The sequence below is a fragment of the Immundisolibacter sp. genome (assembly GCF_028696615.1).
Lineage (GTDB): Bacteria > Pseudomonadota > Gammaproteobacteria > Immundisolibacterales > Immundisolibacteraceae > Immundisolibacter.
On sequence record NZ_JAQVGQ010000064.1, the window covers coordinates 1 to 12,167 of the forward strand.

At 71.2% G+C, this 12,167-nt stretch carries 11 protein-coding genes; 9 read left to right on the forward strand and 2 right to left on the reverse strand.

Annotated elements, in window-relative coordinates; all coding sequences use genetic code 11:
* Together PHC73_RS06105 and PHC73_RS06110 are read right to left on the reverse strand one after the other, a co-directional pair.
* A partial coding sequence (locus PHC73_RS06105; RefSeq protein WP_300125728.1) for a TraI domain-containing protein occupies positions 1-285 on the reverse strand: 285 nt, incomplete at its 3' end.
* A gap of 102 nt (positions 286-387) precedes the next feature.
* Entirely contained in the window at positions 388-957 is a 570-nt protein-coding gene (locus PHC73_RS06110; protein WP_290615550.1) for a hypothetical protein, read from the reverse strand.
* Positions 958-1,174: 217 nt separating this feature from the next.
* Here PHC73_RS06110 and PHC73_RS06115 point away from each other — a divergent pair, with 217 nt between their 5' ends.
* From PHC73_RS06115 to PHC73_RS06155, 9 genes are all read left to right on the forward strand, one after another.
* Complete coding sequence (locus tag PHC73_RS06115) at positions 1,175-1,582, forward strand: hypothetical protein (RefSeq protein ID WP_290615549.1); 408 nt, start codon at positions 1,175-1,177, stop codon at positions 1,580-1,582.
* 119 nt (positions 1,583-1,701) lie between these two features.
* Complete coding sequence (locus PHC73_RS06120; protein ID WP_290615548.1) at positions 1,702-2,976, forward strand: TolC family protein; 1,275 nt, start codon at positions 1,702-1,704, stop codon at positions 2,974-2,976.
* Positions 2,973-4,280 (forward strand): efflux RND transporter periplasmic adaptor subunit, encoded by a 1,308-nt coding sequence (locus tag PHC73_RS06125; protein ID WP_290615547.1) that lies wholly within the window; start codon positions 2,973-2,975, stop codon positions 4,278-4,280. The genes PHC73_RS06120 and PHC73_RS06125 overlap by 4 nt, the downstream gene beginning before the upstream one ends.
* Positions 4,277-7,441, forward strand: a complete 3,165-nt coding sequence (locus PHC73_RS06130; protein WP_290615546.1) for an efflux RND transporter permease subunit — start codon at positions 4,277-4,279, stop codon at positions 7,439-7,441. Before PHC73_RS06125 ends, PHC73_RS06130 begins: the two co-directional genes overlap by 4 nt.
* Positions 7,438-7,869, forward strand: coding sequence for a MerR family transcriptional regulator (locus tag PHC73_RS06135; protein ID WP_068803549.1), 432 nt, complete (start codon positions 7,438-7,440; stop codon positions 7,867-7,869). The genes PHC73_RS06130 and PHC73_RS06135 overlap by 4 nt, the downstream gene beginning before the upstream one ends.
* 109 nt (positions 7,870-7,978) lie before the next feature.
* Complete coding sequence (locus tag PHC73_RS06140) at positions 7,979-8,404, forward strand: DUF411 domain-containing protein (RefSeq protein ID WP_145931136.1); 426 nt, start codon at positions 7,979-7,981, stop codon at positions 8,402-8,404.
* 117 nt (positions 8,405-8,521) lie between these two features.
* Positions 8,522-9,166 carry a cytochrome c gene (locus tag PHC73_RS06145; RefSeq protein WP_300125738.1) on the forward strand — a complete coding sequence of 215 codons (645 nt, stop codon included), beginning with the start codon at positions 8,522-8,524 and terminating at the stop codon, positions 9,164-9,166.
* Entirely contained in the window at positions 9,156-11,120 is a 1,965-nt protein-coding gene (locus tag PHC73_RS06150; protein WP_290615544.1) for a copper resistance system multicopper oxidase, read from the forward strand. Before PHC73_RS06145 ends, PHC73_RS06150 begins: the two co-directional genes overlap by 11 nt.
* The gene (locus PHC73_RS06155; protein WP_290615543.1) at positions 11,117-11,878 is read left to right on the forward strand and encodes a copper resistance protein B; all 762 of its coding nucleotides are present in this window, start codon (positions 11,117-11,119) and stop codon (positions 11,876-11,878) included. Before PHC73_RS06150 ends, PHC73_RS06155 begins: the two co-directional genes overlap by 4 nt.
* Positions 11,879-12,167 lie beyond the last annotated feature (289 nt).

Sequence of the window (12,167 nt, forward strand, 5' to 3'; positions counted from 1 at the left end):
CAGGCCGTGGTCCAGCATGCCGCCCGGATAGGCGTGGTGGTGGTTCTCGGAGGCCGGGAACTGCTGGACCAGCTCGGCGTAGCGCTCCAGTGGGGCGAGGTAGAGCGTGGCGAACTGCCGGCGCGACAGCGACGTGCGCTGCCAGATGTGTTCCAGCAGTTTCTGCCGACGCGGCGTGGCCAGCAGCGATGCGGCCGATTCCGGCCGCGTCAGTCCCGTCGGCATGCCGGCGGACGATGGACCAGGACCAGGCGGCAGCCCTTTGCGTTGGAACAGCGCGAGCATGAAGTACCTGCGGTAGCGGCGGGAGCGGGGCCTTGTCGCCTTTTCGGGTAGGGCCTTTCCCCTTGGCCTCCCTTCCCTTGTCCCTTCCTGGCCCTTTGGCCTTTATCGGAAGCCTTTGGGTATAGGGCCGCTGCTGCGCGGGCGCCACGATGAATGCGGCATGGGGTACTCCCGGCAAGCCCCCCGAATCGATAAATGCCGGACCAGCCAGGCTACCGCGGCCAGCGGCGAACCCAGCGCAGCGGCGCCCAGGCCCTGATCCACGGCAACGCCGTCGATACTCAGGAGCACGCCGACCAGGCGCAGGTCGCCGCAATCGGACAGCGCCCGCGGCGCGCCCAGCAGGTAACGCGCCGCCGAGCTGTTGTCGGCGATGTTGTCGACCGCTTTGAACCGGTAGTCGCGGTAGCGGCTGTCGACCACCTCGATGGCCGGCAGCACGGCGGCGGTGGCGGCCGCCACCTGCTCGGACGTCACCGCCTCGCCGTGCAGATCGCGCCCGAGCAGGATGGCGATCTCCGGCTCCACGCGAGGCTGGATCAGCGCGCCGGCCGGCAGGCGCGGCTCGGGCAGGCGCATGTCCGCCAGCAGCACGCCGCTGTTGGGATGCTCCACGCCCATCTGCTGGCGCATGGCGGCGCTGGTGAAGCCGAGCTTGTAGCCCGCGCGCACGCCGCCGTGCAGGCGCAGCAGCTCGGCCTGGATGGCGTAGGCGTCGGCCTCGGTCAGGTCGGGGTAAGCGTCGCTCAGTGGCGCTGTGGCCTAGGTCTGGCCTGCGGCCTGCCGTAAGCGGGCAGCGAGCGTGGCAACCGTGTCGGTGGCGAGTGTCATGACCGGCTCCTGGGCAAGGCGGGGTGGCGAGCATAACCGTGGCCGGCGAGGATCCGCCGTGGCGCTGGACACGCGCCGGCAGTTGCGGCATACAGGGCGCGTCATGCGCCGTCTGCAACGCTTCCTGCTGTGTGTGCTGTGTGCCGCGCTGCCCTTGCGGGTCGGCGCGGGGGTGCTTGACGTTCCGGCGCCGTGCCCGATGTCGCCCCCGCAGTCGCAGGCGACGGCGCCGGTCACCGATGCCGCCAGCGATCTGGCCGGCATGGATGCCTGCTGTGAGCATGGCGACCAGGCCGGCGGCGCGTGCAAGGCCGGGCAGGATTGCCCGTGCGGTGGCCCTGGCATTGCGGTGACTTCCGCTGGCGCCGTGCCTGGCCCGCGGGCTGCGCTGCGGGCGCTGCCCGTGCGCTTACTGGTGGCTGCCTGCCATTCCTGCGCCGTCTGGCGACCCCCGACTCTGATCTGACTTCCTGACGATCTCGCGTGTCGCCGCTGCCCGGGCAGCGGCTCTCGTGCGGTCGGTGGGCGCGCTTGAACCGTGCCCACCGCTCGCCCGAATCGACCGGATTCGCTTGGAGTTGGAGCATGCACTCGCCTATTTCCCCTGCCGGCCGGTTCGGCCGCGCGGCGGCGCTTGCGCTGCTGGCCGGATGCGCCGGCCTGGCGGGCGCCGAGCCCTTGTCGTTCGCCCGCGCACTGGAGCTGGCAGTTGGCGAAACACCGGCGCTGCGTGCCGACGCGGCGCAGCTCGCCGCCGCCCGCCACGCCGTGTTGCCGGCCGGGCAGTTGCCCGATCCGAAGCTCGTCCTGGGCCTGGACAACCTGCCGATAAACGGTCCTGACCGGTACCGGGTCGGCGAGGACTTCATGACCATGCGCCGGGTCGGGTTGAGGCAGGAGTTTCCCAACCGGGCCAAGCGCCAGGCGCGCGTGGCAGTGGCGCAGGGCGAGGCCGCGGTTGCTGCAGCGCAGATCGCGATCACCCGCCAGCAGGTGCGCCAGCAGGCGGCCCTGGCCTGGATCGCCCGCCACACGGTGGAGCGGCAACTGGCGCATATCGACGCGCTGCGCGCCGAGAACCGGCTGCTGGATGCTGGCGTGCGGGCACGGATTGCCGGTGGCGGCGCCGCGGCGGCGGACGCCGTGGCGCCGCGCCAGGAAGCGGCCGCGATCGACGCCTTGCAGGATCGACTCGAAGCCCGGCGCGAGCAGGCTATCGCCCGCCTCGCGCGCTGGGTCGGCGCGGCGGCGCGCGAGCCGCTCACCGGCGCCGTGCCCGACTGGCCGATCGACCGGGATGCGCTGCTGCGGCGCCTGCACGCGCATCCGGACCTGGCGGTTTTCGACGCCAGGGCGAGCGTGGCCCAGGCCGCCATCGCCCAGGCGCAGGCGGCCAAGAAGTCCGACTGGGCGCTGGCGCTGGCCTATCAGCAGCGCGGCCCGCAGTTCAGCGACATGGCGATGCTGGAGCTGAGCTTCGACCTGCCGCTGTTCACCGCCCGCCGTCAGGACCCGACCATCGCCGCCCGCCGCGCGCAGCGCGACGCGCTCGATGCACAGCGGGAGGCCACGCTGCGCGAACACGCCGCCGAGCTGGACACGGATCTTGCCGAGTACCGTCGGCTGGGCCGGGCGCTGGCGCGCCAGAACCGGCAACTGCTGCCGCTGGCGGCGGAAAAGGTCGCGCTGATCGAAGCCGCCTGGCGCGGCGGCCAGGCCAGCCTGACCGAGCTGATCGGCGCCCGTCGCGAGCGGATCGAGGCTGAACTCGAGGCGATTGCCCTGCACGGCGAGCGCCAGCAGATGGCGGCCCGGCTGCATTACGCCTATGCCGATGCCGGCTCCGGGGAGCTGCCATGAAAGCGTTCCGAAGTGTCTTGTTGTTGCTCGTGGCGGCGGCTGTCGGTAGCGGCGCCGGCGCGCTGGCCGGCCGCTGGTGGACGCTGCGCAGCGCCGAACCGGCTACCCCTGACGCCCCGCCGGGCGATGCCGCGGGCGCCCGGCGCGAGGTGCTGTACTGGTACGACCCCATGTACCCGCAGCAGCGTTTCGAGCGGCCCGGCAAGTCGCCGTTCATGGACATGGAGCTGGTGCCGCGCTACGCCGACGAGGGGGTGGACCCGGCCGCCGGGCAGGGCGGCGTGAAAATCGATCCGGTCCTCACCCAGAACCTGGGGATGCGGCTGGCCACGGTGGAGCGCGTTTCCCTTGTGGCACACGTCGACGCGAGCGGCATCGTCGGCCTGAACGAGCGCGCAGTGGCGGTGCTGCAAAGCCGCGCTGCCGGCTTCGTCGAGCGCGTGTGGCCACTGGCGCCGGGCGATGTGATGACTGCCGGGCAGCCGCTGGCGCAGCTGCGGGTGCCCGAATGGGCGGCGGCGCAGCACGAATTCATCGCCGTGCGCGGCGCGGATGATGCCGCCCTGCTGGCGGCGGCGCGCGAGCGGCTGCTGTCGCTTGGCATGACGCTGGCCGAGGTTCGCGCACTGGAGCGAGGTGATGCTGTACAGGCGCGCCATACGGTGCGCGCGCCCATCGGTGGCGTGCTGGAGTCCCTCGACGTGCGCGCCGGCATGACCCTGGCCGCCGGCCAGACGCTGGCGCGCATCAACGGGCTCGATCCGGTGTGGCTGGAAGTGGCAGTGCCGGAGGCGCAGGCGCGTCAGGTGACGGTTGGTGCGCGTGCTGAAGCCCACCTGGCCGCAGCGCCTGGGGAGACGGTTGTCGGGCGGGTGACCGCGCTGCTGCCGACCCTGAACGACGCCACGCGCAGCCTGCGGGTGCGGGTCGAGCTGCCCAACGCGGATGGCAGGCTGCGGCCCGGCCAGTCGGCGCAGGTGCAGCTGGTCGGCGACGGCGCGGACACGGCGCTCGCGGTGCCGACCGAGGCGGTGATCCGCACTGGTCGGCGGGCGCTGGTGATGGTAGCGAGCGACGGCGGACGTTACCGGCCGCAGGAAGTCACCCTTGGCCCGGAGCTGGGCGACAAAACGGTGATCCGCGCCGGCCTGGACGAGGGCCAGCAAGTCGTTGCCAGCGGCCAGTTCCTGGTCGATTCGGAAGCCAGCCTGCTCGGCATCGGCGTTGGCCCGGCTGCGGACCGGCCAGTGGCTGCGCCACACAGCGGGCATGTTCAGGGGGATGGGGCGGGGGCCGCGCCGTGATCGCCCGCGTCATCCGCTGGTCCGTGGCCAACCGCTTTCTGGTTTTGCTGGCGACGCTGCTGGTCACCGCCTGGGGCATCTGGGCCCTGCGCAGCACGCCCATCGACGCCCTGCCGGACCTGTCCGACGTGCAGGTCATCGTGCGCACCGCGTATCCCGGCCAGGCGCCGCGGGTGGTGGAGGATCAGGTCACCTATCCGCTGACCACCACCCTGCTGTCGGTGCCGGGGGCGAAGACGGTGCGCGGTTTCTCGTTCTTTGGCGACAGCTACGTCTACGTGCTGTTCGAGGACGGCACTGATCTTTACTGGGCGCGCTCGCGGGTGCTGGAGTACCTGAGCCAGGTGCAGTCGCGCCTGCCGCCGGGTGCCCGACCGGCGCTGGGGCCGGATGCCACCGGCGTCGGCTGGATTTACCAGTACGCGCTGGTCGACAAAAGTGGCCGGCACGACCTGTCGCAACTGCGCGCCCTGCAGGACTGGTTTTTGCGCTTCGAGCTCAAAACCCTGCCCAACGTGGCCGAGGTGGCGAGCATAGGCGGTATGGTCAGGCAGTACCAGATCGTGCCCGATCCGGTGAAGCTGGCGGCGCTGGGCATCACTCACCAGGCGCTGCGCGCCGCCATCGAGGGCGCCAACCAGGAGACCGGCGGCGCCGTGCTGACGCTGGGCGAGGCTGAATTCATGGTGCGCGCCAGCGGCTACCTGAAGACGCTGGAGGACTTTCGCGCCATCCCGCTGCAGCTCGTCGGCGGCGTGCCGGTCACCCTGGGCGACGTGGCGCAGGTTCAGCTCGGCCCGGAAATGCGCCGCGGCGTGGCGGAACTCGACGGCGAGGGCGAGGCCGTCGGCGGCGTGGTGATCCTGCGCTCGGGCAAGGATGTGCGCAGCACGCTGAGCGCCGTGCACGCAAAGATCGCCGAACTGCGCGCCGGCCTGCCGCCGGGGGTGCAGATCGTCACCGCCTACGACCGCAGCCAGTTGATCGACCGCGCGGTGGACAACCTCGCGCGCAAGCTGATCGAGGAGTTCATCGTCGTGGCGCTGGTGTGCGCGGTGTTCCTGTGGCACCTGCGCTCGGCCGGCGTGGCCATCGTGGCGCTGCCGCTGGGCGTGCTGATCGCGTTTGGCGTCATGCGCCAGCAGGGCCTGAGCGCCAACATCATGTCGCTGGGCGGCATTGCCATCGCCATCGGTGCCATGGTCGATGCCGCCATCGTGATGATCGAGAACGCGCACAAGAAGATCGAGGCCTGGCAGCACGTGCATCCGGGACAGACGCTGGCCGGCGAGGCCCGTTGGCAGGTGATGACCGAGGCCGCCACCGAGGTCGGTCCGGCGCTGTTTTTCTCGCTGCTGATCATCACCGTGTCCTTCCTGCCGGTGTTCCTGCTGCAGGCGCAGGAGGGCCGGCTGTTCGGGCCGCTGGCCTTCACTAAAACGTTCGCCATGGCGGCCGCGGCCGGACTGTCGGTGACGCTGGTGCCGGTGCTGATGGGCTACTGGATTCGCGGCCGGCTGCCGGACGAGACCCGCAATCCCCTGAACCGCGTGCTGATCAGGCTCTATCGGCCGCTGCTCGAAGCGGTCCTGGCCTGGCCAAAACTCACCCTGGCGGTGGCGGGGCTGGTGTTCCTGACCGCGCTGTGGCCGCTGGCGCGCCTGGGCGGCGAGTTCCTGCCGCCGCTGGACGAGGGCGACCTGCTGTACATGCCAAGCGCCCTGCCGGGGCTGTCGGCGCAGAAGGCGAGTGAGCTTTTGCAGCAGACCGACCGCCTGATCAAAACCGTGCCGGAGGTGGCGCGCGTTTTCGGCAAGGCCGGCCGCGCCGATACCGCCACCGACCCGGCGCCGCTGGAGATGTTCGAGACCACCGTGCAGTTCAAGCCGCGCAGCGAGTGGCGGCCCGGCATGACGCCGGAAACATTGCAGGCCGAGCTGGACCGCGTGGTGCGGGTGCCGGGCCTGGCCAATATCTGGATCCCGCCCATCCGCAACCGTCTGGACATGCTGGCCACCGGCATCAAGAGCCCGATCGGGGTCAAGATCGCCGGCAATGACCTGGCCGCCATCGACCGTGTTGCGCAGCAGGTCGAGCGCGTCGCCAAGACGGTGCCGGGCGTGAGCTCCGCGCTGGCCGAGCGCCTCACCGGCGGGCGCTATGTGGACATCGACATCGACCGTGCCGCCGCTGCCCGCTACGGTCTGAACATCGCCGACGTGCAGTCGGTGGTGGCCGGCCTGATCGGCGGCGAGACCATCGGCGAGGTCGTCGACGGCCGCGCGCGCTACCCGATCAACCTGCGCTACCCGCGCGCCTGGCGGGGCACCCTGGAGCGGCTGCGCGAGTTGCCCTTTATCACTCCGGCCGGCAGCCAGATCACCCTGGGGATGGTCGCCCGCGTCGAGGTCGCCGATGGCCCGGCCATGCTCAGGAGCGAGAACGCGCGTCCTGGTGGCTGGGTCTACATCGATGCCCATGGCCGCGACCTGGCCGCGGTGGTCGGCGATCTGCGGCGCGCCATCGGGCGGGACGTGCAGCTCGACCCGGGCATGAGCCTGGTCTATTCGGGGCAGTTCGAGTTCCTGGAACGCGCCAACGCCCGCCTCAGGCTGGTGGTGCCGGCGACGCTGGGGGTCATCTTCGTGCTGCTGTACCTGAGCTTTGGCCGCGGCGGCGAAGCGCTGCTGATCATGGCCACCCTGCCGTTCGCCCTCACAGGCGGCGTGTGGTTCCTGTACCTGCTCGGCTACAACCTGTCGGTGGCCACCGGCGTCGGCTTCATCGCGCTGGCCGGGGTCGCGGCCGAGTTTGGCGTGATCATGCTGCTGTACCTGAAAAACGCCTGGCGCGAGCGCCTGCAGCGGGGCCAATCGAGCGAAGCGGACCTGTGCGATGCCATCCGCGAGGGCGCCGTGCTGCGCGTGCGGCCCAAGGCCATGACCGTGGCGGTGATCGTCGCCGGCCTGCTGCCGATCTTCTGGGGTGAGGGCGCCGGCAGCGAAATCATGCGCCGCATCGCCGCACCCATGGTGGGCGGCATGCTGACGGCGCCGCTGCTGTCCCTGTTCGTGATCCCGGCCGCCTACCGGCTGCTGCGGCGCCGTGATCGCGGCGCTTCGACGTCACCTGGGTTGTTCGCCGTGGAGGAATCGCCATGACCGTGAACGAACTGGCCCGCACCGCCGGCGTGCCGGCGGCCAAGGTGCGCTACTACGCCCGGCGCGGACTGCTGCCGGCCCGCCGCGATGCGGGCAACGGCTACCGCTGTTTCGGTTGGCCGGCGCTGGTGCGGCTGCGCTTCATCGTCGCCGCCCGGGCGCTGGGCTTTACGCTGCGCGACATCGCCCGCTTGCTGCACGAGGCCGACGCCGGCCGTTCGCCTTGTCCGGGCGTGCGCGAGCTGCTCGACCGGCGGCTGGCCGACATCGCTGCGCAGCGCCGCGCGCTGGCACGCAAGCAGGCCCGACTGAAGGCACTTCGGGCGCGCTGGCAGGCCGCACCGGACGGCCAGCCGGACCCGCAGCGGCTGTGCCCGCTGCTCGACAGCGTTCCGGTCGATGTTCTGAACGGGGTCGGCGACGCCTGAACGCCGCATCACGCACTGTCATGGGGGACACGACATGAGGGTATTTTCGAAGCTTGGTGCGCGGCCGCTGGGCCGAACGCTCGGCGTGCTGGCCATCGGCGCCGCGTTGATGCTGGTGGCCGGCTGGCTGCCCGGTGGGGCCAAGGCGACGCCACCGGCAGTGACGGTCTACAAGACCGCCAGCTGCGGCTGCTGCGGCGCCTGGGTCGCGCACCTGCGGGGGGCGGGTTTCGTGACCCAGGTGCACGACGTGGCGGACCTGCAGGCGGTCAAGACGCGCCTGGGCGTGCCGCAGTCGCTGGGCTCCTGCCACACGGCCACAGTCGGCGGCTATGTCATCGAAGGCCACGTGCCGGCGACCGACATCGCCCGTCTGCTCGAGCAGCGGCCGGCGGCAAAGGGGCTGGCGGTGCCGGGCATGCCGCTGGGCTCGCCCGGCATGGAGCATGGCGATCGGCAGGAACCCTACCGGGTGCTGCTGTGGGGCACGGGTGCGCCGCGGACCTTCGCCGAGTACCCGGCGGCCGGGCGCTGAGGGCGTGCCCGGCGCCTCGGCACCGGCCGCTTGACTTGTGTCCTGGTGCCAGGTCCGAGCATGACTGCATATGCCGCACGGCGTGAGGTGCCCGGCCGCACCGGGCGGAGGTGAATCGTGATCAAGCAGCTTCTGATGGGCGTCGTCCTGGGCCTGCTGCTGATGCTGGCGGGCGGGCTTGCCATGGTCCTGGGCGGGCTGCCGAACGTCGCCGCCGGCTGGCGCGATCCGCCCATCCTGGCCTGGCTGCTGCACACCACCTATGAGCGCTCGGTGGCCCGCCGCGCCGCGGGCATCGAGGTGCCGTCCACCGCCGATCCGGGTCACGCGCTCGCCGGCGCGCGCGCCTTCGAGGAGATATGTACGATCTGCCACACCCCGCCCGGGCGGGAGCCGACGGTGCAGAGCGCGGGCCTGAACCCATCGCCGCCGGCGCTCACCGAGCTCACCGCGCGGCGCACGCCCGAGGAGGCGTTCTGGGTGATCCAAAACGGCGTGCGCATGACCGCCATGCCGGCCTTCGGCCCGACCCACATGGACGCCGAGCTGTGGCAGCTCGTGACCTTTCTGTGGCGGGCCCGGGGGCTCGACGGCGCCGGCTACGACGCGCTGCTTGCACGCGCCCGCCGCCTGCCTGCCGGCGACGGCCACGCCCACCGCCACGGCCCGGACGGCGCTGATCCGCCCGACCAGGCGCCCGCCGCCGCACCGGCGCCCAGCGGTCACGACCACCACCAAGGAGACGACGCCCATGCGCACTGACCGTACCCGCCGGCGCGTGCTCGCTGGCTTGGCCGCTGGCGGCACGCTCGCGGGTCTCGACTTGCTGGCGCCGGCGTGGGCGCGGCCGATCGGCGGGGCGGTCGGCGCCCGTCAGCCCGGTCCGTCGGAGTACGACATCCGCATCGCGCGCACGCGCATCCCGATCGCGGGGCGCGAGGCCTACGCCCACACCCTGAACGGCACCGTGCCGGGGCCACTCATCGAGCTGCACGAGGGCCACGAGGCGCGGCTGCGGGTGCACAACACGCTCGACGAGCCCACCTCCATTCACTGGCACGGCCTCCTGCTGCCGTTCGAGATGGACGGCGTGCCGGGCGTGACCTTTCCCGGCATCGCGCCGGGGCAGAGCTTCGAGGCGCGCTTTCCGGTGCGTCAGGCCGGCACCTACTGGTACCACAGCCACTCCGGCTTTCAGGAACAGACCGGCGTGTACGGCCCGCTGGTGATCCACCCCGCCGGCGGCTACGCCGAGCCCTTCGAGCGCGACTACGTGGTGATTCTGTCGGACTGGACCTTCGAGGACCCGTGGGCCGTGATGAAGAAGCTCAAGAAGCAGAGCGACTACTACAACTTCCAGCAGGTGACCTTGCCCGAGGTGATCGCCGGCGGCGCGGCGGGCTGGCGCGACTGGCTTGCCTGGGGCGCGATGCGCATGAGCCCGGCGGATATCGCCGACATCACCGGCTACACGTACACCTACCTGCTGAACGGCCTGCACCCGGACGGCAACTGGACCGGCCTGTTCCGCCCGGGCGAGCGCGTGCGGCTGCGCTTCATCAACGCCTCGGCGATGACGTACTTCAACGTGCGCATCCCCGGGTTGCCGATGACGGTGGTGCAGGCCGACGGGCAGGACGTCGAGCCGGTGGAGACGGATGAGTTCCAGATCGCCGTGGCCGAGACCTACGACGTGCTCGTCACCCCCGGCGAGGACCGTGCCTACACCGTGTTCGCCGAGGCCATGGACCGCAGCGGCTACGCGCGCGGCACGCTCGCCCCGCGGCCGGGCATGGCAGCGGCGGTGCCGGCGCTGCGCAAACCGGTGCGCCGCACGATGGTGGACATGGGCATGGACCATGGCGCCGGCGGCCACGCAGGCCACGGCGGTGGCGGGTCGGCCGCGGCCGCCATGCCCGGCATGGACCACGCGGCGATGGGTCACGCCATGCCGGCCCCAGCGCCGGCCGGTGCGAGCGCAGCCGATCACGCCGCCATGGGCCACGGCCCGCCGGCCGGCGGTGCGCCCCACGCCGGTCACGCCGGTCCTGAGCCGGCCGCGCCGTCCCGCGGCGTGCTGGGCGGCACCGACCACGCGCCGCATGGCGCGCACGCCGCGCCCCTCGACCTCGCGCCCGGACGCGTGCGCAGCGCGCGCACCGGCCGCGAGCGCGCCGCGCCGGGGCCCGTGGCCGGCCAGCACGACGCGGATACGCACGGCGTCGGCAACCAGGCGGTGGCGATGGTGCAGCGCGACCGCACCGCCGAGGCCGGCCTGGGCCTCGACCGCGAGGAGCACCGCGTGCTGGTCTACGCCGACCTGCGCAGCCGCGCGCCCGGCGCCGATCCGCGACCGCCCGGGCGCACGCTCGAGCTGCACCTCACCGGGCACATGGAGCGCTTCATGTGGTCATTCGACGGCAAGAAGTTCTCGGAGGTGAAGGCGCCGATCGAGGTGGGCTACGGCGAACGCCTGCGCATCGTGCTGGTCAACGACACCATGATGGAGCACCCCATCCACCTGCACGGCATGTTCGTCGAGCTCGACAACGGCCAGGGCGAGTACCTCCCGCGCAAGCACGTCGTGAACGTGCGCCCGGCCGAGCGCATGACGCTGCTGCTCACTGCCGACGAACCCGGCCGCTGGGCCTGGCACTGCCATCTGCTCTACCACATGCACATGGGTATGTTCCGCGTCATGGAGGTGGTGTCATGAAGCCCATTATCGGAGGCATCGGCGCGGCGCTGCTGGGCCTGGTCGGCGCGGCGGTTCACGGGGCGGAACCCGGCGCCGGCGCACCGGCGGATTTCCCGCACGTGCACGAAGACGATCATCCCTTCGGGCTGGCCCTGATCGACCGCCTCGAATACCGCGACGACGAGGGGCCGAACCACCTGCTGTGGGACGCGCAGGGCTGGTACGGCGGCGACTACAACCGCCTGTGGCTGAAGACCGAGGGCGAAAGCCCGGTCTCGGACAGCAACGGCGAGTTCGAAGGGCAGGCGCTCTACGGTCGGCTGATTGCGCCGTACTGGGACCTGCAGGCCGGCCTGCGCTACGACCGCACCTTCGGCAGCGGGCCGGACCGCGACCGCGCCTTCGGCGTGCTGGCCGTGCAGGGCCTGGCGCCGTACCGCTTCGAGACCGATCTGGCCCTGTTCGTGAGTGAGGACGGCGACCTGAGCGCGCGCGCCCAGTTCGAGTACGACCTGCTGCTCACGCAGCGCCTGGTCCTGCAGCCGCGGGTCGAGGTCAATGCCGCCGCGCAGCAGGTGAAAAGCTGGGGTGTCGGCAGCGGCCTGAACGACCTGCAACTGGGCCTGCGCCTGCGCTACGAAATCCGCCGCGAATTCGCGCCCTACGTGGGCGTCGAGTGGGTCAGGAAGCTCGGCGACACCGCCGACTTCGCCCGCGCGGAAGGGGAGGACACCGGCAACCTCGGTCTGGTGGCCGGGTTGCGGCTGTGGTTTTGATGGCGCTACAAGAGCGATGCGTTACGTTGCGCGTAACCCATCTGTCCCATCCCATTGGGCTTGTAAAGACGGCAACCGTAAGTGTTAGGAATTTTTACACCCTCGCAGAGGAAGCCAACGAAAGTCACAGGAACAAAATTAACGTAATAATTCAAAATGACTTAGGGATTCTGTTCAAAACCCACACCCCGTCCGAAAATACGCCCAACCTGACCTGCGGGAGCCGAGGGCATGAAGCAGCAGCCATTGGACATTGACCTGACCTGCCGGCGGACGCGCAAGCGGGTGT